General features: G+C 58.3%; 22 protein-coding genes. 9 read left to right on the top strand and 13 right to left on the bottom strand.

The window, feature by feature from the left end:
• Positions 1-246: 246 nt before the first annotated feature.
• The 3 genes from phoP to KB890_RS04685 all read left to right on the top strand — a co-directional run bounded on the left by phoP (position 247) and on the right by KB890_RS04685 (position 3,591).
• Positions 247-918 (top strand): two-component system response regulator PhoP, encoded by a 672-nt coding sequence (phoP, locus tag KB890_RS04675; protein ID WP_004150807.1) that lies wholly within the window; start codon positions 247-249, stop codon positions 916-918.
• Complete coding sequence (phoQ, locus tag KB890_RS04680; RefSeq protein ID WP_004147969.1) at positions 918-2,384, top strand: two-component system sensor histidine kinase PhoQ; 1,467 nt, start codon at positions 918-920, stop codon at positions 2,382-2,384. Before phoP ends, phoQ begins: the two co-directional genes overlap by 1 nt.
• Positions 2,385-2,469: 85 nt before the next feature.
• Positions 2,470-3,591 (top strand): ribosomal protein uL16 3-hydroxylase, encoded by a 1,122-nt coding sequence (locus tag KB890_RS04685; protein ID WP_004176560.1) that lies wholly within the window; start codon positions 2,470-2,472, stop codon positions 3,589-3,591.
• A gap of 139 nt (positions 3,592-3,730) precedes the next feature.
• Here the strand turns inward: KB890_RS04685 and pepT are convergent, their stop codons facing one another.
• Entirely contained in the window at positions 3,731-4,963 is a 1,233-nt protein-coding gene (pepT, locus tag KB890_RS04690; protein WP_004150810.1) for a peptidase T, read from the bottom strand.
• A gap of 258 nt (positions 4,964-5,221) precedes the next feature.
• On the opposite strand from pepT, the gene potA reads away from it, so the two are divergent.
• Genes potA through potD form a run of 4 tightly spaced genes read left to right on the top strand, consistent with a single transcriptional unit; the run spans position 5,222 to position 9,024 of the window.
• A complete protein-coding gene (gene potA / locus KB890_RS04695; RefSeq protein WP_004147966.1) occupies positions 5,222-6,358 on the top strand; it encodes a spermidine/putrescine ABC transporter ATP-binding protein PotA in 1,137 nt (378 codons plus the stop codon).
• Positions 6,342-7,199 carry a spermidine/putrescine ABC transporter permease PotB gene (gene potB / locus KB890_RS04700; RefSeq protein WP_004150812.1) on the top strand — a complete coding sequence of 286 codons (858 nt, stop codon included), beginning with the start codon at positions 6,342-6,344 and terminating at the stop codon, positions 7,197-7,199. The genes potA and potB overlap by 17 nt, the downstream gene beginning before the upstream one ends.
• A complete protein-coding gene (gene potC, locus KB890_RS04705) occupies positions 7,196-7,981 on the top strand; it encodes a spermidine/putrescine ABC transporter permease PotC (protein ID WP_004150813.1) in 786 nt (261 codons plus the stop codon). The genes potB and potC overlap by 4 nt, the downstream gene beginning before the upstream one ends.
• Positions 7,978-9,024 carry a spermidine/putrescine ABC transporter substrate-binding protein PotD gene (gene potD, locus KB890_RS04710; protein WP_020324114.1) on the top strand — a complete coding sequence of 349 codons (1,047 nt, stop codon included), beginning with the start codon at positions 7,978-7,980 and terminating at the stop codon, positions 9,022-9,024. Before potC ends, potD begins: the two co-directional genes overlap by 4 nt.
• A 46-nt stretch (positions 9,025-9,070) precedes the next feature.
• Here the strand turns inward: potD and KB890_RS04715 are convergent, their stop codons facing one another.
• From KB890_RS04715 to pdxA, 9 genes are all read right to left on the bottom strand, one after another.
• On the bottom strand, positions 9,071-10,795 hold the full coding sequence (locus tag KB890_RS04715) for an aldehyde dehydrogenase family protein (protein WP_020324113.1): 1,725 nt from the start codon (positions 10,793-10,795) through the stop codon (positions 9,071-9,073).
• Complete coding sequence (locus KB890_RS04720) at positions 10,792-12,420, bottom strand: long-chain fatty acid--CoA ligase (RefSeq protein WP_004183652.1); 1,629 nt, start codon at positions 12,418-12,420, stop codon at positions 10,792-10,794. The genes KB890_RS04715 and KB890_RS04720 overlap by 4 nt, the downstream gene beginning before the upstream one ends.
• Before the next feature lie 237 nt (positions 12,421-12,657).
• On the bottom strand, positions 12,658-14,661 hold the full coding sequence (gene tkt, locus KB890_RS04725; RefSeq protein WP_032408796.1) for a transketolase: 2,004 nt from the start codon (positions 14,659-14,661) through the stop codon (positions 12,658-12,660).
• Positions 14,662-14,680: 19 nt separating this feature from the next.
• Positions 14,681-15,631, bottom strand: a complete 951-nt coding sequence (gene tal / locus KB890_RS04730) for a transaldolase (RefSeq protein WP_004147958.1) — start codon at positions 15,629-15,631, stop codon at positions 14,681-14,683.
• A gap of 30 nt (positions 15,632-15,661) precedes the next feature.
• A complete protein-coding gene (gene rpiB, locus KB890_RS04735) occupies positions 15,662-16,120 on the bottom strand; it encodes a ribose 5-phosphate isomerase B (RefSeq protein WP_004179338.1) in 459 nt (152 codons plus the stop codon).
• A 28-nt stretch (positions 16,121-16,148) separates the two neighbouring features.
• Positions 16,149-16,523: a PTS glucitol/sorbitol transporter subunit IIA gene (locus KB890_RS04740; protein WP_004140600.1), complete on the bottom strand. Its 375-nt coding sequence runs from the start codon at positions 16,521-16,523 to the stop codon at positions 16,149-16,151.
• A 1-nt stretch (position 16,524) separates the two neighbouring features.
• Positions 16,525-17,544, bottom strand: coding sequence for a 2-keto-3-deoxygluconate permease (locus KB890_RS04745; protein ID WP_004190951.1), 1,020 nt, complete (start codon positions 17,542-17,544; stop codon positions 16,525-16,527).
• Positions 17,545-17,636: 92 nt separating this feature from the next.
• Positions 17,637-19,355 carry a four-carbon acid sugar kinase family protein gene (locus KB890_RS04750; protein WP_004183649.1) on the bottom strand — a complete coding sequence of 573 codons (1,719 nt, stop codon included), beginning with the start codon at positions 19,353-19,355 and terminating at the stop codon, positions 17,637-17,639.
• 35 nt (positions 19,356-19,390) lie between these two features.
• The gene (pdxA, locus tag KB890_RS04755) at positions 19,391-20,398 is read right to left on the bottom strand and encodes a 4-hydroxythreonine-4-phosphate dehydrogenase PdxA (RefSeq protein ID WP_004179336.1); all 1,008 of its coding nucleotides are present in this window, start codon (positions 20,396-20,398) and stop codon (positions 19,391-19,393) included.
• Positions 20,399-20,640: 242 nt separating this feature from the next.
• Between pdxA and KB890_RS04760 the strand changes: the two genes are divergently transcribed.
• Positions 20,641-21,435 carry a triose-phosphate isomerase gene (locus KB890_RS04760; RefSeq protein ID WP_004211823.1) on the top strand — a complete coding sequence of 265 codons (795 nt, stop codon included), beginning with the start codon at positions 20,641-20,643 and terminating at the stop codon, positions 21,433-21,435.
• A gap of 35 nt (positions 21,436-21,470) precedes the next feature.
• Entirely contained in the window at positions 21,471-22,433 is a 963-nt protein-coding gene (locus KB890_RS04765) for a sugar-binding transcriptional regulator (protein ID WP_020324988.1), read from the top strand.
• 24 nt (positions 22,434-22,457) lie between these two features.
• Here KB890_RS04765 and KB890_RS04770 read toward each other — a convergent pair whose 3' ends face one another.
• The 3 genes from KB890_RS04770 to nagK all read right to left on the bottom strand — a co-directional run bounded on the left by KB890_RS04770 (position 22,458) and on the right by nagK (position 24,649).
• Positions 22,458-22,802, bottom strand: a complete 345-nt coding sequence (locus tag KB890_RS04770) for a hypothetical protein (RefSeq protein ID WP_019705561.1) — start codon at positions 22,800-22,802, stop codon at positions 22,458-22,460.
• A 90-nt stretch (positions 22,803-22,892) separates the two neighbouring features.
• Positions 22,893-23,723 (bottom strand): Sir2 family NAD+-dependent deacetylase, encoded by an 831-nt coding sequence (gene cobB / locus KB890_RS04775; protein WP_004176563.1) that lies wholly within the window; start codon positions 23,721-23,723, stop codon positions 22,893-22,895.
• Positions 23,724-23,737: 14 nt separating this feature from the next.
• Positions 23,738-24,649, bottom strand: coding sequence for an N-acetylglucosamine kinase (gene nagK, locus KB890_RS04780; protein ID WP_004140619.1), 912 nt, complete (start codon positions 24,647-24,649; stop codon positions 23,738-23,740).
• Between the last annotated feature and the right edge of the window lie 48 nt (positions 24,650-24,697).

Consider the following 24,697-nt stretch of genomic DNA (forward strand, 5'->3'; position numbering starts at 1 on the left):
GCACTATTACACAAAAAATTAACATCACCAACCCGCTCGCCGTTCGCATCCTGCCGCTGGGCGTTTACTGAAATTACGCATAGAATGAAGGAGTTCCATGCAGTATGCGCAAAGGGCGCCGCCGAATGCTGGCCAGCCCGGGGGCACCAGGGGCCCTTTTTATAAAAAGCTTTATTTAACAGCCGTTTATATTTTGCGTATATAATGAGCGTCAGACTACTATCGAAAATGCTAGGGAGAACAGCCATGCGCGTACTCGTGGTTGAGGATAATGCCCTGCTGCGTCACCACCTCAAAGTTCAGCTGCAGGAGCTGGGCCATCAGGTCGATGCGGCGGAAGATGCCAGGGAAGCGGACTACTATCTGGGCGAACATCTCCCGGATATCGCCATCGTCGATCTCGGCCTGCCGGATGAAGACGGTTTATCACTGATCCGCCGCTGGCGCAGCCACGACGTGTCGCTGCCGGTGCTGGTGCTGACCGCCCGCGAAGGATGGCAGGATAAAGTGGAAGTGCTGAGCGCCGGGGCGGATGATTACGTCACCAAGCCTTTCCATATTGAAGAGGTTGCCGCCCGCATGCAGGCGCTGCTGCGCCGTAACAGCGGTCTGGCCTCGCAGGTGATCTCCCTGCCGCCGTTCCAGGTCGACCTCTCCCGGCGCGAGCTGTCGGTGAATGACCAGCCGATCAAGCTGACCGCCTTTGAATACACCATTATGGAAACCCTGATCCGTAACCGCGGCAAAGTGGTCAGCAAAGATTCGCTGATGCTCCAGCTTTACCCGGATGCCGAACTGCGAGAAAGCCACACCATCGACGTGCTGATGGGTCGGCTGCGCAAGAAAATTCAGGCTGAATACCCACAGGACGTCATCACTACGGTGCGCGGCCAGGGCTATCTGTTCGAATTGCGCTGATGAAGGGACTGTTGCGGCATATCTTCCCGCTGTCATTACGGGTTCGCTTCCTGCTGGCGACCGCCGGGGTGGTGCTGGTGCTCTCCCTGGCCTACGGCATGGTGGCCCTGGTGGGCTATAGCGTTAGCTTCGATAAAACCACCTTTCGCCTGCTGCGCGGCGAGAGCAATCTCTTTTATATGCTGGCGAGATGGGAAAACGGCGCTATTGACGTCGACATCCCGGAAAACCTGAATATGGAAAGCCCGACGGTGACCCTTATCTACGATGAGCAGGGCAAACTGCTGTGGGCGCAGCGTGATGTTCCATGGCTGGCGAAACGCATTCAACCGGAATGGCTGAAACGCAATGGCTTCCATGAGATTGAAGCCGATGTCGACAGCAGCAGTATGCTGTTGCGCAATAACCATGAGATTCAGGAACAGCTGGACGCTATCCGCGAACAGGGCGACGACTCTGAGATGACCCACTCGGTGGCGATCAACCTCTACCCGGCCACCAGCAAAATGCCTCAGCTCAGCATTGTGGTGGTCGACACCATTCCGGTGGAGCTCAAGCGCAGCTATATGGTGTGGAGCTGGTTTGTCTATGTGCTGGCCGCCAACCTGCTGCTGGTGATCCCCCTGCTGTGGGTCGCCGCCTGGTGGAGCCTGCGGCCCATTGAGTCGCTGGCCAAAGAGGTGCGCGAACTGGAGGAACATCACCGCGAAAAGCTCAATCCCAACACCACTCGCGAGCTGACCCGGCTGGTCAGCAACCTCAACCGCCTGGTTCGCAGCGAGCGCGAACGCTATGACAAATACCGCACTACCCTCACCGATCTCACTCACAGTCTGAAAACGCCGCTGGCGGTGATGCAGAGTACACTGCGCTCGCTGCGCGGCGAGAAGATCAGCGTCGACGAGGCGGAGCCGGTGATGCTGGAGCAGATAAGCCGCATCTCGCAGCAGATTGGTTATTACCTGCATCGCGCCAGCATGCGCAGCGGCGGCACCCTCTTGAGCCGGGAATTACACCCGATCGCCCCCCTGCTTGACAGCCTGACTTCCGCTCTCAACAAGGTCTATCAGCGCAAAGGGGTCAATATCTCGCTCGACATCTCGCCGGAGATCACTTTTGTCGGCGAGCAGAACGATTTTATGGAAGTGATGGGTAACGTTCTTGATAACGCCTGTAAGTATTGCCTGGAGTTCGTGGAAGTTTCCGTGCGCCAGACCACCGACAGCCATCTGCACATCCTGGTGGAAGACGATGGGCCGGGGATCCCGCAGAGCCAGCGCCGGGCCGTTTTCGACCGCGGCCAGCGGGCTGATACCCTGCGTCCCGGCCAGGGGGTAGGGCTCTCCGTTGCGCGTGAAATTGTCGAACAATATGATGGAGAGATCATCGCCGGGGAAAGCCTGCTCGGCGGCGCCTGCATGGAGGTGGTGTTTGGCCGCCAGCAGATGGAAGATAAACAGAGTTAATCGTTGAGATTTTTCACGGCGCCTGCATCGCCAGGGCGCCGCATCCGTTATAATCCCTGTCAGACACCTGCAGTGGAATATCAATATGGATTATCAATTAACGCTTAACTGGCCCGACTTTATCGAACGCTACTGGCAAAAACGGCCGGTGGTATTGAAGCGCGGCTTCGCCAATTTTATCGACCCCCTAAGCCCGGACGAACTGGCAGGACTGGCCATGGAGAGCGAGGTCGATAGCCGCCTTGTCAGCCATCAGGATGGAAAATGGCAGGTCAGTCACGGTCCTTTCGAAAGCTACGATCACCTGAGCGAAAACAACTGGTCCCTGCTGGTGCAGGCGGTTAACCACTGGCATGAACCGTCCGCAGCGCTGATGCATCCGTTCCGTGCCCTGCCGGACTGGCGTATCGACGACCTGATGATCTCCTTCTCGGTGCCGGGAGGCGGCGTCGGCCCGCATCTGGATCAGTATGATGTGTTTATCATTCAGGGCACCGGCCGTCGGCGCTGGCGCGTTGGGGAAAAGGTGCCGATGAAACAGCACTGCCCGCATCCGGACCTGCTGCAGGTTGACCCCTTCGAGGCGATCATCGATGAAGAGATGGAGCCGGGCGATATTCTCTATATTCCGCCGGGATTCCCGCATGAGGGTTATTCGCTGGAAAACTCGCTTAACTATTCGGTCGGCTATCGCGCGCCGAATGCCCGCGAGCTGTTTAGCGGCTTTGCCGACTATGTCCTCCAGCGCGAACTGGGCAGCCAGCGCTACGCCGATCCGGACGTGCCGTCCCGCGACCATCCGGCGGATATTTTACCGACCGAACTCGACCGCCTGCGCGAGATGATGCTGGGTCTGATTAACCAACCGGAGCACTTTAAGCAGTGGTTCGGCGAGTTTATCACCCAGTCGCGTCATGAGCTCGACGTCGCGCCGCCGGAGCCGCCGTATCAGCCAGATGAGATTTACGATGCCCTGCAGCAGGGCGATACCCTGGAACGCCTGGGCGGCCTGCGGGTGCTGCGCATTGACGGCGAGGTATTCGTTAACGGCGAGAAGATCAACTCCCCGCACCGTCCGGCGCTGGACGCCTTAGCCACCCATCTGACGCTGCGCGCCGACCATTTTGGCGATGCGCTGGAAGATCCTTCTTTCCTCGCCATGCTGGCAGCGCTGGTCAACAGCGGCTATTGGTTCTTTGGCGACTGAGCCATCATCCTGCCCGGCGGCGCTGCGCTTGCCGGGCCTACGGGTTCCGCGCTCACCGGCTGGACCGTAGGCCGGATAAGGCGAAGCCGCCATCCGGCATCTTGTCCGACACGCGGCCTTACCGGGCCACCTGAGAAGATTAATGCCCTTTGCGTGCCGCCGTCAGCTCGGCGATACGCACGATCACCTGCACCGCTTTCTCCATTCCTTCCAGGGTGACAAACTCATGTTTGCCGTGATAGTTGTAGCCACCGGTAAACAGGTTTGGGCATGGCAGTCCCATAAATGACAGCTGCGCGCCGTCGGTGCCGCCGCGGATCGGCTTCATCTGCGGTTCAATATCGCAGTCCACCATCGCCTGGCGGGCAATATCGACCACGTGCGGATGGGCGATCACCTGCTCATGCATGTTGTAATAACTGTCCTCGATCACCAGCTCAATATAACAGTCCGGGTGCAGTCCCTTGCCGACCTTTTTGGCGATCTCCATCATCTTGCGCTTGCGCGCCTCGAAGTGCTTACGGTCAAAATCGCGGATGATGTAATGCATCTCGGCCCGATCGACGCTGCCTTTCATGCTGGTGAGGTGATAAAAACCTTCATAGCCTTCAGTGGTCTCCGGCGCTTCATCGGCCGGTACTTCGGCATGAATGCGCGCGGCCAGCGACAGCGCGTTGACCATCACCCCTTTCGCGGTGCCGGGGTGCACGTTATTACCGACAATTTTTATCGTCACCGAGGCGGCGTTGAAGTTTTCAAACTCCAGTTCGCCGACCCCGCCGCCGTCGACGGTATAGGCCCAGCGGGCGTCAAAGGCCTCGACGTCGAAATGCTTCGCCCCTTTACCCACCTCTTCATCAGGGGTGAAGGCCACGCGGATATCGCCATGAGGAATATTTTTCGCCTGCAGGGTCGCCAGCGCGGTCATAATTTCGGCAATGCCGGCTTTGTCGTCCGCCCCGAGCAGCGTTTTCCCGTCGGTGGTGATCAGCGTCTGTCCCAAAAGCTGATGCAGAACCGGGAACATCACCGGGGAGAGCACCTCATCGCCGATACCCAGCGCGATATCGCCGCCGCGATAGTTTTCAACAATCTGCGGATTAACGTTTTTACCACTGAAATCCGGGGAGGTGTCGACGTGGGAGATAAAACCGATGGCCGGGATATCGCCCTCAACGTTAGCGGGCAAAGTTCCCATTACCGTCCCTTTTTCACTCAGCGTTACCTTGACCAGTCCCATTTCTTCCAGCTGCGCCTGCAACAGGCGTAACAGCTTCCACTGCCCTTCCGTGCTGGGGACCTGACGAACGCCAGGCTTTGACTGCGTGTCCAAAGAAACGTACTGCAAAAAACGCTCAAGCAATTTATCCATGTAGCCACCCTCTTCTTTTGTGACAACATTATTCATAAGCCAGAAAAGACAAATATTGCGTCAGGTCATTTTTAGCCCGTAAAGCGAAATTTAATAACGGAACCGACGTTATGGTGTAAAGGTAGACTATGCGGGCGTATCAAGGATTGGCGATTACCCTCGTTTGCCGTAGAATGCTGGCCCTTATTAAAAACGTGCAACCCCAAAGGTGGTTAATCACAAACCCCGCAGCGGCCGGAAATTTGCCGTTGCGTCTACATGGGACAGAGTCAAAAATTGAATATACAACCGCGTTCGCGTTCGCCGCTGGTGCATCTGGCGGGAATTCGCAAGAGCTTTGATGGTAAAACGGTCATCGACAACCTTAACCTGACCATCAACAATGGTGAGTTTCTCACTCTGCTTGGCCCCTCTGGCTGCGGTAAAACCACCGTTCTGCGCCTTATTGCCGGCCTGGAAAACGTCGACAGCGGACGGATCCATCTCGAAGATCACGATATCACTCATGTTCCGGCGGAAAACCGCCACGTCAATACCGTATTCCAAAGCTACGCCCTGTTTCCGCATATGACGGTGTTCGAGAACGTCGCCTTTGGCCTGCGGATGCAGAAAACACCGGCGGCGGAAATCACCCCACGGGTGATGGATGCCTTAAAGATGGTGCAGTTGGAGGCGTTTGCCCAGCGCAAACCGCACCAGCTCTCCGGCGGCCAGCAGCAGCGCGTGGCCATCGCCCGCGCGGTGGTCAACAAACCGCGTCTGCTGCTGCTCGATGAGTCTCTTTCGGCACTGGATTACAAGCTGCGCAAGCAGATGCAGAACGAACTGAAAGCGCTGCAGCGTAAGCTCGGGATCACCTTCGTCTTCGTCACCCACGATCAGGAAGAGGCTCTGACCATGTCCGATCGCATCGTGGTGATGCGTGATGGCAAAATCGAACAGGACGGCACCCCGCGAGAGATCTACGAAGAGCCGAAGAACCTGTTTGTCGCCAGCTTTATCGGCGAGATCAATATCTTTGACGCCACGGTAATTGAACGTCTCGACGAACAGCGCGTGCGCGCCCGCGTTGAAGGACGGGAATGCAACATCACCGTCAATTTTGCCGTGGAGGCCGGCCAGCGTCTGCATGTCCTGCTGCGCCCGGAAGATCTGCGCGTCGACGAGATCCACCATAACAGCGACGCCGACGGCCTGATCGGCTATGTCCGCGAGCGCAACTATAAAGGCATGACTCTGGAGTCGGTGGTGGAACTGGAGAACGGCAAAATGGTGATGGTCAGCGAGTTCTTTAACGAAGACGACCCGGATTTCGACCACTCTCTTGACCAGAAAATGTCTATCAATTGGGTGGAAAGCTGGGAGGTGGTGCTGGCCGATGAAGAACACCAGTAAATTCCAGAATGTGGTGATCGCCACTATCGTCGGTTGGCTGGTGCTGTTTGTCTTCCTGCCCAACCTGATGATCATCGCCACCAGCTTTTTGACCCGCGACGATGCCAACTTCGTCAAACTGGTCTTCACGCTGGATAACTATTCGCGGCTACTGGATCCGCTCTATTATGACGTTCTGCTGCATTCGCTAAACATGGCGCTGCTGGCGACCCTCGCCTGCCTGGCGCTGGGCTATCCGTTTGCGTGGTTCCTCGCCCGGCTGCCGCAGAAGGTACGGCCCCTGCTGCTGTTCCTGCTGATCGTCCCTTTTTGGACCAACTCGTTGATCCGCATCTACGGGCTGAAGATTTTCCTCAGCACTAAAGGTTACCTGAACGAGTTTCTGCTGTGGCTGGGGGTGATCGACACCCCGATACGCATTATGTTCACCCCCTCGGCGGTGATCATCGGCCTGGTGTACATCCTGCTGCCGTTTATGGTGATGCCGCTCTACTCCAGCATTGAGAAACTGGATCGCCCGCTGCTGGAAGCGGCGAAAGATCTCGGCGCCAGCAAGCTGCAGACCTTTATCCGCATTATCATCCCGCTGACCATGCCGGGGATCATCGCCGGCTGTCTGCTGGTGATGCTGCCGGCGATGGGGTTGTTCTACGTTTCCGACCTGATGGGCGGCGCCAAGAACCTGCTGATCGGCAACGTGATCAAAAGCCAGTTCCTCAATATCCGTGACTGGCCGTTCGGCGCGGCAACCAGCATTACCTTAACCCTGGTGATGGGCCTGATGCTGTTGATTTACTGGCGCGCGGCGCGCCTGCTGAATAAAAAGGTGGAACTGGAATGATCGGTCGACTGCTGCGCGGCGGCTTTATGACCGCCATCTACGCGTATCTCTACATCCCTATTATTATTCTGATCGTTAACTCGTTTAACCGGTCGCGCTTCGGCATCAACTGGCAGGGGTTCACCACCGACTGGTATAGCCTGCTGATGAACAACGATAGCCTGCTGCAGGCCGCCCAGCACTCGCTGACCATGGCGGTGCTGTCGGCGACCTTCGCCACCCTTATCGGCTCGCTGACCGCCGTGGCGCTGTACCGTTACCGCTTTCGCGGCAAACCGTTTGTCAGCGGCATGCTGTTTGTGGTGATGATGTCGCCAGATATTGTGATGGCCATCTCTCTGCTGGTGCTGTTTATGCTGATCGGCGTCCAGCTTGGTTTCTGGTCGCTGCTGTTTTCGCATATCACCTTCTGCCTGCCGTTTGTGGTGGTCACCGTTTACTCCCGCCTGAAAGGCTTTGACGTGCGGATGCTGGAGGCGGCGAAAGATCTGGGCGCCAGCGAGATGACCATCCTGCGCAAAATTATCCTGCCGCTGGCCCTGCCGGCGGTAGCCGCTGGGTGGTTGCTGAGCTTCACCCTGTCGATGGATGACGTGGTAGTCTCCTCGTTCGTGACCGGTCCGGGGTATGAAATCCTGCCACTGAAGATCTATTCGATGGTCAAGGTTGGCGTTTCGCCAGAGGTGAACGCTCTGGCCACGATTTTGTTGGTTCTGTCGCTGGTGATGGTCATCGCCAGTCAGTTAATTGCACGTGATAAAACTCAGGGGACGTTAAAATGAAAAAATGGTCACGCCACCTGCTCGCGGCGAGCGCTCTGGCAATCGGCATGGGCGCTGCGCACGCGGACGATAGCAAAACGCTCTATTTCTATAACTGGACCGAGTATGTGCCGCCGGGCCTGCTGGAGCAGTTCACCAAAGAGACCGGCATCAAGGTTATCTATTCGACCTACGAGTCGAACGAAACCATGTACGCCAAGCTCAAAACCTATAAAGACGGCGCGTACGACCTGGTCGTCCCGTCGACCTACTTTGTCGACAAGATGCGCAAAGAAGGTATGCTGCAGAAGATCGATAAGAGCAAGCTGACTAACTTCAGCAACCTCGATCCGCAGATGCTGAATAAACCGTTCGATCCGAATAACGACTACTCCATCCCCTATATCTGGGGGGCGACGGCCATCGGCGTCAACAGCGAGGCGATTGACCCGAAAACTATCACCAGCTGGGCCGACCTGTGGAAGCCGGAATACAAAAGCAGCCTGCTGCTGACCGACGACGCGCGCGAAGTGTTCCAGATGGCGCTGCGTAAGCTGGGCTATTCCGGCAACACCACCGACCCGAAAGAGATTGAAGCCGCCTATAACGAGCTGAAAAAGCTGATGCCCAACGTCGCAGCGTTTAACTCTGATAACCCGGCGAACCCGTATATGGAAGGCGAAGTGAACCTCGGGATGGTATGGAACGGCTCGGCTTACGTCGCCCGCCAGGCAGGTACTCCGCTGGAAGTGATCTGGCCGAAAGAGGGCGGCATCTTCTGGATGGACAGCCTGTCGATCCCGGCGAACGCCAAAAACGTCGACGGCGCGCTGAAGCTGATTAACTTCCTGCTGCGCCCGGATGTCGCCAAACAGGTCGCTGAAACCATCGGTTATCCGACGCCGAACCTTGCGGCGCGCAAGATGCTCAGCCCGGCAGTGGCCAACGATAAATCGCTCTATCCGGACGCCGCAACCATTGAGAAAGGCGAATGGCAGAATGACGTCGGCAGCGCCAGCACCATTTATGAAGAGTATTACCAGAAGCTGAAAGCGGGCCGTTAATCCCGCAGGGCGGAACTGCGGTTCCGCCCTTTTTTTTGCTCTCACCTTAGCCCCGCAGCGCGCGCCAGAGGAGCGCCGGCAATTTGCGCCAGCGCGGCCGATGGTAAAAATCCACCAGCCGCTGCGCCACCGCTTCCTGCCCCCGGTGGGTGATGAACCAGGGCGGCAGGGGCATCAGCGTCAGTTCGCCATGCCAAAGACTACGCGGAAACGGCCGAAACGGCGCCTCAATCACCGTGCGCTCCGTTTTCTCCAGCATAAAGCTGTTATGCACCTTGCCCCGCCCGCTCTGAATATCGTCGAGCGTGTGGCCGGGAAACGCTCCCCACGGGCAAGGGGCTAACAGGAAGGCCACCCCGCTCCAGCAGTTGATCGCCACCGTGCCGTAGCGCAGCTCGGCGATCAGCGCATTAAAACGCTTACGTCCAATCGCTTTGCGGGTGCGCGGGTGGATCACAATATTGGCCCCCAGCGTGCCCTGCAGCCGCTGATTCGCATAGCCGATCGCCTGGCGCAGAAAGCTTTCCGCACTATCGGCCTCAAGACGGGTGACCGACAGCCCCGGGCCAAAGACCTCCTGCTGGCAGAACCCGGGATCATCGTCGGTATTCGCCACAATCAACGGTAGCGCGTCACCGCGGGCTATCTCCAGCGGCTGACGGGCGCGCAGGCGAAAGTCGGTCAGCCGGTTTTCAGCGCCGGGGTAGTAGTCCGGGCGGGTATTCGCGGCGATCAGTCGGTACAGCTGATTCAGCAAGGCCGTCGCAGGCTCCCAGCCTTGCTGCAGGATCAGCACCTGGCTGGCCACGCAGTTAAACCCGCCGTTGTTCATCTTCTGCGTCGCCAGCTGCTGCGCCTGAAAAGCGATGTCCGCCTCGCTCCACGGCCCGGGTACGATAATGGTGGGGCTGACGCCGCCCAGCTCCGAGGTCACCCGACGCGGGTTCAGCGGCGTCCCGGCGGCCCGACGCTGGCGAGCCGTCTCACCCTCGCCCCAGACGATGACGTCATGGGTCTCGCGGGAGCCAGTGATATGGATCTCATCGACAGCGGGATGGGTAGTCAGCCACGCTCCCGCCCGGGCGTCGCCGGTGACGATGCGGAGCGCATCCATGGCAATCACCGGCGCCAGGGCCTGGGCCAGCAGATCGTGCAGATAATCATTCACCGGATTGAGCTTCAGCAGGCAGACCTGATTCTCAATAAACAGCTTGTGTAGCACATCCAGTGGCGCAATCGAGGCCACATTGCCGGCGCCAAGCACCAGCGCCAGCTTGCCCTGCCGCGCGGCAGGCGGGATGTCGTATGCCCGCGCCGCATAGCGGTCGAGATGGGCCCGGGTGACGCCTGGCTGCATCCATATCTCAGCGCGAACACCAGACAGAAGCAGCCGATCCCAGAGCGTGCCGGGCACCACCCGCAGCGCCAGGCGGCCGTCCGCCAGCGTCCGCAGCGGGATCCGCCGCAGAAAGGTCTTCTCCTCCAGTTGCTCCAGGGTGGCGATAAGCCCGTTGCAGCCGACCATTAGCGCGCAGGGGCCCGCCAGCCACTCTTCCCCCGCCAGCGGATCGCCCGCCGGCAGCCCTTTGGCCGCCGCTGCCGCGGCCACCCACGCCGGGGCAATGCCGGCCAGGGCATCCTTGATCTGGCGCAGGAGCGCCAGACGACGGTTCACTGAGGTTTCCGCCCAGCGCTGGCGCGCCGCCGACAAGGCGTGCAGGGCCGCATCATACTGAGAACAGGTCGTCAGACCGGGTCGCGCATGGCTCATTTTCCCTCACTCATTAAAATCTCTCCGTAGGCCTGGCGCAGCTGATTTTTGAGCACCTTACCCGTGGCGCTGACCGGCAGCGCATCGACAAATATCACCCGGTCCGGGATCTGCCATTTAGGCACCCGCTTCTCAAACCAGCTCAGCAGATCGGTCTCCTCCACTTCGCCCCCTTCCGCACGGACGCACAGCAGCACCGGCCGCTCGTCCCAGCGCGGATGGCGGGCGGCGATGGCCGCCGCGCTGCGCACCCCCGGATGCGCGATGGCGATATTCTCCAGCTCAACGGTGGAGATCCACTCGCCACCGGACTTGATAATATCCTTTGCCCGATCGCTGATCACCAGATAACCATTGGCGTCGAGCGTACCGATATCACCGGTATCAAACCAGCCTGCCGCGGTCAGGGCGCTCGCGTCCTGACCATAGTATTGCTCTACCACCCAGTGCCCTCTGACCTGCAGATACCCCTGGCTTTGACCATCCCGGGGCAACGGTTCGCCATCCACGTCCACCACCTGCAGTTCGATGCCGAAAATGGGCCGCCCCTGACCGGCGCGCTGCTTTTGCTGCTCCTGTGCCGGGAGCGCGTCATGTTTGCTCAACGGTGTGTTGATGGTGCCGATGGGCGATGTTTCGGTCATTCCCCAGGCGTGGGTCAGCGCAATGCCGTAATCACGCTGAAAGGCCTCGGCCATCGACGGCGGCAGCGCGGAGCCGCCGACCAGCGCACGTTTAAATTCAGGCAGCCGGACCTCTGTCCGGCGCATCGCCGCCAGCAAGCCGGCCCAGATCACCGGCACGCCAAACCCCACCGTCACCTTCTCGGCGGCCAGCAGCTGCAGCAGGCTGTCGCCATCGAGGTGCGGCCCCGGCAGCACCAGCCGCGCGCCGACCATGGCGGCGATAAACGGCGTCCCCCACGCGTTGACATGGAACATCGGCACCACCGGCAACAGGCTGTCCTTCGCCGATATGCCGGCGGCGTCCGGCTGGTTGCCGCTCAGGGCGTGCAGGACCAGCGAACGATGGGTGTTCAATACCCCTTTCGGCCGGCCGGTGGTTCCCGAGGTGTAACAGAGCGAAGCCGGAGTCAGTTCATTGAGCTGCGGCCAGCGATAGTCTGCCATCCCCTGCTGCAACAGATCGTCATAAAACAGCAATGAGGGCAGCTGGCTGAGCGCCGCTTCGCTGCGGGACTCCATCAGCACGACGTGTTTCACCGTCGGCAGCTGCGGCAGCAGCTGCGCTACCAGCGGCAAAAAGGTCTGGTCAAAAAACAGCACTTCATCGGCAGCGTCGTTGAGGATATACCGCAGATGGTCAACCGACAGCCGCGGATTGACGGTGTGCGTCACCCAGCCGCCGGAGGCGACGGCAAAATAGATCTCCAGATGGCGGCGGTTGTTCCATGCCAGCGTGGCGCAGCGGGCGCCCGGCGGCAGCCCCAGCGACGCCAGCGCCGATGCCAGCCGCTGAGCACGGCTGGCCACCTCCCCCCAGCAGCTGCGCTCCTTCTCACCGCCAGTACTCACCGAGACAATCTCGGTCTCGCTGTGATACTGCGCTGCATGGCCGAGCAGCGCGGCAGTGGTGAGATCCTGATAAATCATCGGTGACGGCATGGCGGGGTCTCCTTTACAGACGTCCGGCGGAATCGAGGGGCGCGGCGCGATCGTGCGGGCGCCTATTGAATCTGGTCTACATTTGCCGGTCTGCACAAAAAAACGTACAGAAATCAGCGGTCACGCACAAAATAGAGTGGGAAATGGTTCAGAAAGGAAAAGACAAACTCATGATCGGAAGATCATTACTCAGAGAGCGTATCGCCCGACTTCGGGCCGGGCGATAGCGGTGGGGATTTACAGCAGTGCTTTCGCTTTAGCAACCACGTTATCGACGGTGAAGCCGTACTCCTCGAACAGCTGCTCAGCCGGCGCAGACTCACCGAAGGTGGTCATGCCAACGATAGCGCCGTTCAGGCCAACGTATTTGAACCAGTAGTCAGCGATACCCGCTTCCACGGCAACGCGCGCGGTCACGGCTTTCGGCAGTACGGATTCGCGATAAGCCGCATCCTGCTTGTCGAACGCGTCGGTGGACGGCATGGAAACCACGCGCGCCTTCACGCCTTCGGCAGTCAGTTTGTCCCATGCGGCAACCGCCAGCTCCACTTCTGAACCGGTGGCGATGAAGATCAGCTCCGGCTGGCCGGCGCAATCTTTCAGCACATAACCGCCGCGGGCCACGTTCGCCAGCTGCTCTGCGGTACGCTCCTGCTGCGCCAGGTTCTGACGGGAGAGGATCAGCGCGGTCGGGCCGTCCTGACGCTCCACGCCATATTTCCACGCAATCGCGGATTCCACCTGGTCACACGGACGCCAGGTGGACATGTTCGGGGTCACGCGCAGGGAAGCCACCTGCTCTACCGGCTGGTGAGTCGGGCCGTCTTCGCCCAGACCGATGGAGTCGTGGGTGTAGACCATCACCTGACGCTGTTTCATCAGCGCGGCCATACGTACCGCGTTACGCGCGTATTCCACGAACATCAGGAAGGTGGAGGTGTACGGCAGGAAGCCGCCGTGCAGCGCGATACCGTTGGCGATAGCGGTCATACCGAACTCGCGCACGCCGTAGTGGATGTAGTTCCCGGCAGCGTCTTCGTTGATCGGCTTAGAGCCAGACCACAGGGTCAGGTTGGACGGCGCGAGATCTGCGGAGCCGCCGAGGAATTCCGGCAGCAGCGGGCCGAAGGCTTCGATGGCGTTCTGCGAGGCTTTACGGCTGGCGATTTTCGCCGGGTTGGCCTGCAGCTTCGCGATGAACTCGTTAGCTTTCGCGTCGAAGTCAGACGGCATCTCGCCTTTCATACGGCGGGTGAATTCGGCTGCTTCCTGCGGGAAGGCTTTGGCGTAAGCCGCAAACTTCTCGTTCCACGCCGCTTCTTTCGCCTGGCCGGCTTCTTTGGCATCCCACTGGGCATAGATGTCAGACGGGATGTCAAACGGCGCGTGTTTCCAGCCCAGCGCTTCGCGGGTCAGGGCGATTTCGGCGTCGCCCAGCGGCGCGCCGTGGGAGTCGTGGGTGCCGGCTTTGTTCGGCGAACCGAAACCGATGATGGTTTTGCACATCAGCAGGGACGGTTTGTCGGTGACCGCCCGCGCTTCTTCTACCGCGCGTTTGATGGCGTCAGCGTCGTGACCGTCCACGCCGCGCACCACGTGCCAGCCGTAGGCTTCAAAGCGTTTGGCGGTGTCGTCGGTGAACCAGCCTTCAACGTGGCCGTCGATGGAGATGCCGTTGTCATCATAGAACGCCACCAGTTTACCCAGTTTCAGGGTACCGGCCAGGGAGCACACTTCGTGAGAAATGCCTTCCATCATGCAGCCGTCGCCCATGAAGGCGTAGGTGTAGTGGTCGACGATATCGTGTCCCGGACGGTTGAACTGCGCCGCCAGGGTTTTCTCGGCGATAGCCATCCCGACCGCGTTAGCGATACCCTGGCCCAGCGGACCGGTGGTGGTTTCCACGCCTGCGGTGTAGCCGACTTCCGGGTGACCCGGGGTTTTGGAGTGCAGCTGGCGGAAGTTTTTCAGCTCGGATATCGGCAGATCGTAGCCAGTGAGGTGCAGCAGGCTGTAAATCAGCATCGAACCATGGCCATTTGACAACACAAAACGGTCACGGTCAGCCCAGGCCGGATTGTTCGGGTTATGGTTCAGGAAATCACGCCACAGCACTTCGGCAATGTCAGCCATACCCATCGGGGCCCCCGGGTGGCCAGATTTGGCTTTCTGTACAGCGTCCATGCTCAGGGCGCGCAGCGCGTTGGCGCATTGGCGGCGAGTGGTATTTGTCGTTTTCATCAGTCTTTATCCCCGCGGATTACAACATCTGCTGAATCTGTTGTTCCAGTTTCACCTGATCGACAGCAAACAGTCGGATCCCTTCCGCTAGTTTTTCCACTGCCATGGGATCCTGATGATGCTGCCAGAGGAACTCCGCCTGCGTCATCGGGCTGGGACGGGTTTCCGTCACGCAGCCGGGAGTCAACTGGCGGGTCAGCACTCCTTCGCTGGCCGCCAGCTCGTCCAGCAGTGCCGGAGAGATGGTCAGGCGATCGCAGCCCGCCAGCGCCTGGATCTGCTCAATTCGACGGAAGCTGGCACCCATTACCACCGTGTCATAGCCATGAGATTTGTAATACTGATAAATCTGGCGCACAGAGACCACGCCCGGATCGCTGTCCACCTGATAGGCTGACTGCGGCTGGTGCTTCTGATACCAGTCGTAGATGCGGCCCACAAAGGGCGAGATGAGAAAGACGCCCGCTTCGGCGCACGCCCGGGCCTGAGCGAAAGAGAACAGCAGCGTCAGGTTGCAGTTTATACCGCTCTGCTCCAACTCTTCGGCAGCGCGAATGCCCTCCCAGGTGGCGGCGAGCTTAATTAGAATCCGCTCGGGACCAATGCCATTTTTTTCATATAACTGGATGAGCTTGCGCGCCTTCGCGACGCACATCCCGCGATCCCAGGCAAAGCGGGCATCCACTTCGGTGGAGATACGCCCGGGCACATGGCGCAGCACCTCGCTGCCGATATCCACTGCCACCTGATCGCAGGCGTTAATCAATTGCGTTTCTGCGCTGCCTCCCTGGCGGCGTGCCTTGCCAATCGCATCGGCAATCAGCGGCTGATACTGCGGCAGCTGCGCGGCCTTCAGCACCAGCGAGGGGTTGGTGGTCGCATCCTGGGGTGCAAACTTTTTAATCGATTCAATATCGCCGGTATCAGCAACAACCGTGGTGTATTTTTTCAGTTCGTCTAACTGGCTCATCATCTGTTCCTTATCTTACGACTGCGGAGATTAATCTCTGGCATGCTGGTGTTCGTAATAATCAATACGTTCCACTTTGGGCGCGGATCCGCCGCCCTCATATTCGGACTCAAGCCACGCCTGAATAATTTTTTTGCCCAGCTCAGCGCCAATCACCCGCGCGCCAAGGGTAATAATCTGCGCGTTGTTACTTTTACGCGCTCGCTCGGCGGAGAAGGTATCGTGACACTGTGCGGCGCGGACCCCGGGGACTTTATTGGCCACAATACTCATCCCAATGCCGGTACCGCAGATCAGGATCCCACGCTCGTGTTCGCCCTGTTTAATCGACATCGCCACCGCATGGGCAACATCCGGATAAACGGTACTCCCCTGGCGTTTATCGCTGCTGTAATCCGCGACGTTAATTCCCAACCCATTCAAATAAGCGACGATGGAATCGCGAAAAGCATAGGCGGCATCATCCGCACCAATAGCGATTGTTTTCATGGTTATTTCCTTAATTTAACAGTACGTCTTAATGACAATTCGGGTAAAACGAAATTTGGTCGCCAGGCTGAATAATTTGTGGTGGTTCGCCGTAAAGGTGTACCGTCCCGGGTAATTCAGCGATATCTGCGCCATCAAAATTTAGCGTGATATGGCCAAGCTGTCGTAAATTTGCCGTTGCCACACGGCCTACCGCGGTCACCCGATAATTTTTATCATTTAATTTCATTTGCTGACCAGGCGATAACTCGGCGGTCAGTTCGCTGGCCTGGTGTACAGCGCAATAACTCGCAATATCGTCGGGAACGGCATCGGAGAATAAAATAAGCCGCAGCTCCCGCAGAGAGTACTCAACATATTCCCCGACGGCGGTAATCCGTAATGAATACAACGGCACGCTCATACTATTTGTGTCCTTTGGCGGCAGGGGAAGATAATGTCACGCTCTCTTCACTTTTCACCTCTTTCAGCGGTTCAGCGGCTGGCGCACGCTTTTTCAGCCGTTTATCAAACCAGGCGACCAGTATCGGCGCGGTGATCATGGTGATAATGCTCGCCGTCGCCAGCTGCGCGGTGGCGGCATCCACGTACATCGCCAGCGAATGATCCGCCTGGGCAACCATCGCCGGCGTCAGCGCCGAGCTGGCGGCGGTGGTTCCCAGCGCGGCGCCCAGCGCGCTTTTCTTCTTCAAAAACAGGTTGTAGATAAAGTAGAACACAATCCCGGTTAGCGCGGAGATAATCCCCAACAGGATCCCGGACAGCCCGGCGGTGAACACCGTATTGATACTGGAGTTGGCGCCGATGGCGAACGACATAATAATGATCACCAGCGGCTGCGCCGCAGCGCATAACTGTTTAAAGCGTTCGTCCAGATTGCCCCACAGCATGCCAATCAGCAGTGGGATCAGCATCGACAGCAGCGCGGCGAAGGGAATATTGGCCAGGCCGCTGACGCCCAGCACCATCATGGTAACAAACGGACCATCCTTGATGCAGAATACGGAGATCGCCCCGGCATCACTGGCATCGCCATAGTTGCTGCACAATGCGATATAGAGGGAGCTGTTCGAGCTGGTCAGGCAGGCAATCAGCGCCAGGGTCGATATTCCGAGAAAACCGCTCGGGCCAAACAACGTTCCCGCAACCCATACCGCCAGTGCCCCGGCCAGACATTTGAGAAACAGCAGCACGGCGCCTTTATAGAGCGGCAACCCGGCCTGACGGATATTGATCGAGGTTCCGCAAATGAGCAAAAATATGCCCATCATGGCGCTGGAACCGACTTTAAATAAGGCGGTGGTCGGGCCGCCAATGCTGAGCACCTGGGGCGCGAAAGTATTAATTAATATAGCCACCAGCAGTGGAATAATAATTAACCCACCGGGCACCTTATTCATTTTTTCAAGTATATTAATATTCATAGGGTAACTCTTAAATTAAGATTTAACAGAGATAACGACGCAATACTACCCTGACGACCATTACGTCGTTTATTAGTCATTAGATTACTGGGTTATTGCTGTGCTTCCTGATAAATTCGGTCAACAATGATGCTAATAATATCTTCCGGTCCGGTTAGCCCTCCTTTCCCGACGCAAATTAAGCCGGCATAATCGCCGCCAATGATCCGCACCATATCGGTTTGCGGGATGACATAGTCAATCATTTCTATTCCGGTGGCGCCCAGCTCTTTTAGTACATTGACCATGGTGTCACCACCGGTCATATACAATCCTTTAATTTCACCCGACGCACAGTTAAGCACCTCGCGCACAATACTGCCCAATCCGTGGTTAATATTTTGCGCAGCCTCACCGTGGGCCAGACCAAATCGCTGCTCCTCTTCCTGAAGGTTTAGCAACCGCCCGGTCAAGGCGGACTCAAAAACAAAGAGCGCGTTGTGCTGCGCCGGAACGCACTGTCGGGCATGCTGCACCACGCGATTGACTTCAATCTCAGCGGCGTTTTTCCGGTCAACCAACAGCTCGGCATCCACCGGGATATGGCAGACCCGGGCATCATTAGCGATCAAATACTGGAGCTGTTTTTTGGTTACTGGCGTTGCGCTGCCGGCAACGATCAAAATCGAGCCGCGCTGGCCGTCCGCTGTCAGGCTCGCGGGCGCGCTGCTCCGCGCTTCGCGCATCAGGCCGCGACGAACCGCCAGCCGTTCGGTAAAGGGCCCCGGATCGACGGCCAGCACGTTCCAGTTCAGGGCCACTACCGCCCCGGCGATGGCATCGACATCGTCGACGGTTATCGCATCGACCACTATCACCCGCACGCCGCGCTGTTGTTGTTCCTGTAAATCCTGCTGGATTTGCCCTTCGCCTTTCATCACCGATGTCAGCGCGATATGCCCGACCTGATGATGGGTCTGCGCCGCCAACAGTCCCGGCACCCACGACTCGGTGACCGGGGTACGTACATCGCGAGCCACATCGGTCCGCGACAGGGCTACCGAATCAATCACCGAGTAACCGCCGACGAGAATACGCCGTGACTGCGGCATCGCCGGCACCACAACCGCCACCGTCTCCTGCGGCAGTTGTTCCAGCATGGCGTCGATTTCAAATCCGATGCCGCCGCGCAGCGTGGTATCAATCCGCTTGGTGAAGTAATGCGCGCCGCGAGCCTGCAGCTGTTTCACCGCAGCGCTCACTTTGTGCTGGGCCTCCGCTTTCGGCAATGGGCGGCTGTCGCTGCTGACCACCATCGCCGGATACTCTACCTCATTGCGGGCGAAGGATTCGGTATCGAAAAACGCGGCGGTTTTTAAACCACTGCGCGCCAGCAGCACCCCGACGGTAGTTGCCCCGGTCAGATCGTCAGCCACGATCCCAAGCTTTCCGCCTTCCCCTTGCGGCCAGACCATCTCAATGCAGGCTGGCGTCACGCCGGAGACGTAGATCCCTTCGTGTATAAATTCCGCCAGCGGGCCGCTTTTACCGGTGGGATGCAGGTTAATGGTGGGAATTCCCCGCTTCGGATAGAGTCCACAGCGCAACGTGCCGCCGCAGTCGATGACCATTAAACCAATCTCTTCCGCCGGCGGTTCGCCATTCTTGAATACATCAATGGAAGGCCAGCCGGTCAGTTCGCTCAGGCGGTCGACGACCGGGGGACGGATCCCCCCGGTGATGTACGCAATCTTTTTCCCCTGACCTGGCGTGATAGTCAGCGGCCCGCCCCAGCCCTTACAGCCCTTGCTAATCAACAGATGTTTTTCCATTTCTCTGTCCTCGTGATTCGCATGAACCTCAGCGATTATTGATGCTTCATTTTCCAGTAACGGGCCGCCACCAGCGTCGACTCCAGCATACTAACGGTACCCGCCTTACCGGTACCGGCGATATCAAACGCCGTCCCATGGTCGACGGAGCTGCGCATAAACGGCAGGCCGAAGGTAATGGTGATCGAACGTTCAAAGTCGAGGGTTTTGCAGGCAATATGCCCCTGATCGTGATACAGCGAGAGAATGGCGTCGTAGCGCCCCTGTTTGCCGAGATGGAACACGGAATCGGCCGGAACCGGCCCGATAGCGTTGATCCCCATCTCCTGGGCCGCTTTCACCGCCGGGATCAGATTGTCAGCCTCTTCGTGACCAAACAGACCATTGTCGGAACCATGCGGGTTCAGGGCGGCCACGGCAATGCGCGGATTTTTGATGTTCAGGGCGGTAAATTCATGGTGGATCTGCTGAACGCAGGCCAGCACTCGCGCTTTGTTGGCATAGTCACAGGCTGCTTTTAGCGCCATATGACGGCTCACGAAGAAGACGCGCAGGTTGTGGACGTGGAACATGGTCAGACCGTAATCAGATTGGGTTTCCACCTGATAGATTTCGGTATGGCCCGGGAGCTTACATCCTGCCAGCTTGATGGCTTCCTTATGAATTGGTGCAGTAGAGACCACGTCGATCAGCCCCGCTTTGCCCAGCTCGATCGACTTCATCACATAGTCCAGCGACATTTGCCCCGCCAGTTTCTGCACCTTGCCCCATTCGATACTGTCGCAATCGTAGTCGCCAGTTTCCAGAACATCCAACGTCCCCCAGCTGAAACGGGCCTCCTGCGGATGGGCAATTTTATGGATAGCAAAATCGCAGCCCATGATTTTCATCGCCCGGCTGATAATCGGTACCGAGCCGATCAGGAACGGTTTGCACTCGTCATACACGCTTTTGTCCATCATGGTGGCCACGGTGATCTCCGGGCCGATCCCTGCCGGATCGCCAATGGTAATCGCCACAACGGGTTTTTTCTCTGCTGACATCATGCGCCTCTCATTTTTTCAGTTGATTGTTCATATGTTCAATGCCAAATCATATGCTCAAAACATTACCTGATGAATGAGCCGCCATGAGTGATGAAGATCACATAAAAAAATTCATAGATTTTTTTCATCGAAAAATGTGATCTAACATATGTTCACACAGTGATAAAAAGTTCAACCTCAATACAGGGTATAGCCCCGTTTCTGGCAAGTATTTGATTTTATTAAGAGGAGAAGCAATGATGACCCCGATATGGTTAGGAACCAGCTGGAAAATGAACAAGCCGCTGTCGCAGGCCATGGCCTGGTGCGAAACGCTGGCAGCGCGGATGCCGGAGGGCTGTCACCCTGCTATTCAGCCCTTCGTCATTCCCCCCTTCACCGCGATCCAACCCGTCAGCCATTTTCTGCAAACGCATCAGTTACCGCTTCTGACCGGCGCGCAGAATATGCATGAAGCGGATCAGGGCGCCTGGACCGGGGAAATCTCGGCGGCCATGTTGGCAGAAACCGGCGCCACGCTTGTTGAGCTGGGACATTCAGAACGACGCGCCGCCTTTAATGAAAGCGATGCCGCGATTAATCGAAAAGTGCATAGCGCCTTAGGTCATGGCCTGCGCCCGCTGATCTGTATTGGCGATAGCGCCGAGGAGAAACGCTGGCAGGTGTCGCGTGAAAGCGTGGTGCGGCAGATGAAGATTGCCCTGTATGGCCTGAGCCACCAGCAGGCGCTGCGGACCCTGATTGCGTATGAACCGGTGTGGGCCATTGGCGAACATGGTACGCCCGCCTCACCGCAGGAGGCGGGCGTCATTCATCAGGCGCTACGTCAGGCGCTTTGCGAGCGGTTTGGTCACGAGACGGGAACCCGTATCCCGCTGCTCTATGGCGGCAGCGTAACGCTGCAAAACGCGGTGGAACTGCTGCGCCAGCAGGAGATCAATGGGTTGTTTATCGGCCGCGCGGCCTGGGACGCGCAAGGCTATTGCGACATTGTTCAACGCGTTACACAGGAATTTATTTTGCAGGCGCAGTAATATAAAAGGGACACCAGAGATGGAAATTCCAGGCCATGATTGAACAAGACTCAGATTACGCCCTGCTCACTGAAATTGCGGTGGCTTATTACGATCAGGAACAAACGCAGGAAGAGATCGCCAAACGATTCGGCATTTCGCGTATCAAAGTCGGGCGCCTGCTGAAAAAAGCGCGCCAGGAAGGGATTGTTGAGATCAGCGTCAAATACCATCCGGTCTTCAGCTCCCAGATTGAGCAGCAGTTTATTTCGCACTTTGGCATTAAGCGCGCGTTAATTGCCCTGGATCACCATGATGAAGATGAACAGCGCCAGCAGGTGGCGGCCCTGGTCAGTAACTACCTTGCCGGGGTGTTAAAAAACGATATGACCGTCACCGTTGGTCAGGGGCGCAATGTGGCCGCGGTGGCGAATCACGTTGGCGTGTTTCCTGAGCGCCACTGCCGCTTTATCTGCGGCATCGGCGGAACCAAGCGTGACAATCAGCTGATTGACGCCGACCACATCAGCCGGAATCTGGCGCGCAAATTTAACGGCTTCAGTGAAACGCTTTACGCCCCGGCCTATGTGGAAACCCCGGAGCTGCGCGCGGCCTTTATGCAAAACCGCCTGATTAAGGCCACGCTCGAACAGGCCAGCAAAGCTGACGTGGCGATCATCGGCCTCGGCGATATGAATGAAAACAGCTTTATGGTGCAGCTCGGCTGGTTTTCGCCGCAGGAAATTGCCACCGCGCGTCAGGAACAGGGGGTGGTGGGCGATCTGGCGGGGTACAGCTTTTTCAATATTCAGGGCAAACCCGTCGATACGGTGATGAATGACCGGGTCATTGGCTTAAGTCTCGAACAGCTGCGGGCCATTCCCTGCGTCATCGCTATCGCCTCCGAAAGTACGAAAGCGACGGCGATCCTGGGGGCATTACGCACCGGGGTTATCGATGTGCTGGCTACCAGCGCCTCGAACGCCCGTTCGGTCATTAATATGCAAAAGGCGCTATAAATAAGCCACGGTGCAGGCGGCGGATCAGCGTTGACCGCCGTCGCGCTGGCCTTTGCCCTTCCCTTTTTCGGCTCGCCGCTGCACAAAATCTTCAATGATGCCGACAACCCAGTTGAGAGGTTTCCACAGCACCACCAGCAGCAGCAACGGGCCGTATATTCGCACACCGCCCGTCGCGACCTGACCGGTCAACAGCAGGGCTAAGAAATCCAGCAGCAGGCACAACGCGCTGCCAGTGCCGAGGAACAGACATAGCAGGAAGAGGATCGGTCGGCTATCGACATGTAGCGGTAAAGCGCGCTGGCTCCAGACGCCAACGATAATGGCCGCGATCAACATGATCGCTTCGATAACCAGCGGATTATGCATGGTCTGACTCCTGTCATGACGTGACATCCTTGTCAGCAGCGCTGCCGGCGGCCGTGGGCTGCGCCCTGGCTACCGGCAGGCTGCTTCAGTTTACAGCGCGTTTTCCTGCAGCAGCTTATCGATAAAGGCGGGTACCACTTCGCTTGCCAGCCCGTAGTGCTTCTCGGCAAACTCGCTGCCCACCTGGCTGGGCTCCAGGTTCAGTTCAACGGTATGGGCGCCGTGCAGTCGCGCCTCGTGCACAAAGCCAGCCGCCGGATAGACATGGCCGGAGGTGCCGATGGCGATAAAAATATCTGCGTCGGCCAGCGCGCTGTAGATCTCATCCATCCCCAGCGGCATTTCGCCAAACCAGACCACGTGCGGACGCAGCGCCGCCGGGAACTGGCAGCAGTGGCACTTGTCCTCGGCGGTGACGTCGCCGGTCCACTCCAGCACCTGGCCGCTCCACGAACAGCGCACCTTTAGCAGCTCGCCGTGCATATGGATCACCCGGCGGTTGCCGGCGCGCTCGTGCAGATTATCAATATTCTGGGTGACCAGCAGAAAATGGTCGCCCAGCAGATCCTCCAGACGCGCCAGCGCCAGATGCGCCGCGTTCGGCGCGATTTCCGGACTCTGCAGCTGACGACGACGGGCGTTGTAGAACGCCTGCACCAGCGCCGGATCGCGGGCGAAGCCTTCCGGCGTCGCCACATCTTCCACCCGATGCTCTTCCCACAGGCCATCGGCCGCGCGGAAGGTTTTGATCCCCGACTCTGCCGAGATGCCCGCGCCGGTTAACACCACCACTCTCGGTTTTGCCATCGCTTCAGGCTTCATCCTGTCCTCCCTAAAGAAAATCCGCTGACGCAGACGGTCACGCAACCGACGTTTATTGCGACGAAAACGGCTCAATCGATGTAAACGGCGCGACTGCATAGCTACCTCTGTGATTAATGGGTCAGGTGAAGGAAGGCCGCACCGCGCATTCCCCCGGCATCGCCGTGGCGCGCGCGCTCAATGCGCGGAACCCTGGCGACTGGCAGAAGATGGCGCGGCAATCGTTGCGCCAGCCCTTCGCTAATGGCCGTAAAGTTAGATAATCCACCGCCGAGCACCAGCAAGTCCGGGTCGACAATGGTCAGTATATTCCCCAGACACACCGCCAGCAGATCGAGATAGCGCTCAACGTGCGCCTGCGCGCGCGGATCGTGCTGCTGCCACTGCGCCACAATCTCCGGCGAGGAGAGCGGTTGCTGATAAAAATGTTCGTACAGCCAGGCGAAACCGCGACCGGAGAGATAATTTTCAATACAGCCCAGCTGGCCGCAGCCGCAGCGCAGCAGCGGAAAATCGCGCCCAACCACCTCCAGGGCATCCACCGGCAGGCGAATATGACCGAACTCGCCGGTGATATAGCTATGTCCGGTAATCGATTTACCGTTCAACACCAGGCCGCCGCCCACGCCGGTGCCGAGGATCAATCCCATCACCAGCGGGTATTGCGTAAACTCATCGTCCCACGCTTCCGACAGCGCGAAACAGTTGGCGTCATTATCGAGACGCACATCGCGCCCCAACCGCGCGCTGAGGTCAGCGCGCAGCGGCCGGCCGCTGGCGGCTGGCACGTTAGCGGCATACAGCGTGCCGTCCGCCGTTTCCGGCATTCCCGGAATACCGATCCCGACCGAACCCTGCTGGTCGAAGCGCTCATCGGCCTCGCGGACCAGCGCCTCTACCGCCTGGAGAAAATCCTCATAACTACTTTTCGGCGTAGCGACGCGTTTTTCCCACTGCAGTCGCCGCTCCTGATTAAATACGCCCAGCGCTATCTTGCTGCCGCCAATGTCAAATCCATAATACATTTCAGCAATTCCTCTTGTGTCGTCAGCCAGGCCGACGATGACGATAAA

Origin of the sequence: Klebsiella sp. P1954 (assembly GCF_018199955.1) — a bacterium.
GTDB lineage: Bacteria > Pseudomonadota > Gammaproteobacteria > Enterobacterales > Enterobacteriaceae > Klebsiella > Klebsiella pneumoniae.

Excerpts from the sequence above, each read along its gene's own strand:
- KB890_RS04720 (WP_004183652.1), bottom strand. The coding sequence starts at position 12,420 with ATGCCGTCACCGATGATTTATCAGGATCTCACCACTGCCGCGCTGCTC.
- phoP (WP_004150807.1), top strand. The coding sequence starts at position 247 with ATGCGCGTACTCGTGGTTGAGGATAATGCCCTGCTGCGTCACCACCTC.
- KB890_RS04685 (WP_004176560.1), top strand. The coding sequence starts at position 2,470 with ATGGATTATCAATTAACGCTTAACTGGCCCGACTTTATCGAACGCTAC.
- KB890_RS04740 (WP_004140600.1), bottom strand. The coding sequence starts at position 16,523 with ATGAGCGTGCCGTTGTATTCATTACGGATTACCGCCGTCGGGGAATAT.
- pdxA (WP_004179336.1), bottom strand. The coding sequence starts at position 20,398 with ATGTCAGCAGAGAAAAAACCCGTTGTGGCGATTACCATTGGCGATCCG.
- potD (WP_020324114.1), top strand. The coding sequence starts at position 7,978 with ATGAAAAAATGGTCACGCCACCTGCTCGCGGCGAGCGCTCTGGCAATC.
- phoQ (WP_004147969.1), top strand. The coding sequence starts at position 918 with ATGAAGGGACTGTTGCGGCATATCTTCCCGCTGTCATTACGGGTTCGC.
- pepT (WP_004150810.1), bottom strand. The coding sequence starts at position 4,963 with ATGGATAAATTGCTTGAGCGTTTTTTGCAGTACGTTTCTTTGGACACG.
- KB890_RS04760 (WP_004211823.1), top strand. The coding sequence starts at position 20,641 with ATGACCCCGATATGGTTAGGAACCAGCTGGAAAATGAACAAGCCGCTG.
- rpiB (WP_004179338.1), bottom strand. The coding sequence starts at position 16,120 with ATGAAAACAATCGCTATTGGTGCGGATGATGCCGCCTATGCTTTTCGC.
- potB (WP_004150812.1), top strand. The coding sequence starts at position 6,342 with ATGAAGAACACCAGTAAATTCCAGAATGTGGTGATCGCCACTATCGTC.
- nagK (WP_004140619.1), bottom strand. The coding sequence starts at position 24,649 with ATGTATTATGGATTTGACATTGGCGGCAGCAAGATAGCGCTGGGCGTA.
- KB890_RS04750 (WP_004183649.1), bottom strand. The coding sequence starts at position 19,355 with ATGGAAAAACATCTGTTGATTAGCAAGGGCTGTAAGGGCTGGGGCGGG.
- potA (WP_004147966.1), top strand. The coding sequence starts at position 5,222 with ATGGGACAGAGTCAAAAATTGAATATACAACCGCGTTCGCGTTCGCCG.
- KB890_RS04715 (WP_020324113.1), bottom strand. The coding sequence starts at position 10,795 with ATGAGCCATGCGCGACCCGGTCTGACGACCTGTTCTCAGTATGATGCG.
- cobB (WP_004176563.1), bottom strand. The coding sequence starts at position 23,723 with ATGCAGTCGCGCCGTTTACATCGATTGAGCCGTTTTCGTCGCAATAAA.
- tkt (WP_032408796.1), bottom strand. The coding sequence starts at position 14,661 with ATGAAAACGACAAATACCACTCGCCGCCAATGCGCCAACGCGCTGCGC.
- KB890_RS04765 (WP_020324988.1), top strand. The coding sequence starts at position 21,471 with ATGATTGAACAAGACTCAGATTACGCCCTGCTCACTGAAATTGCGGTG.
- potC (WP_004150813.1), top strand. The coding sequence starts at position 7,196 with ATGATCGGTCGACTGCTGCGCGGCGGCTTTATGACCGCCATCTACGCG.
- KB890_RS04770 (WP_019705561.1), bottom strand. The coding sequence starts at position 22,802 with ATGCATAATCCGCTGGTTATCGAAGCGATCATGTTGATCGCGGCCATT.
- KB890_RS04745 (WP_004190951.1), bottom strand. The coding sequence starts at position 17,544 with ATGAATATTAATATACTTGAAAAAATGAATAAGGTGCCCGGTGGGTTA.
- tal (WP_004147958.1), bottom strand. The coding sequence starts at position 15,631 with ATGAGCCAGTTAGACGAACTGAAAAAATACACCACGGTTGTTGCTGAT.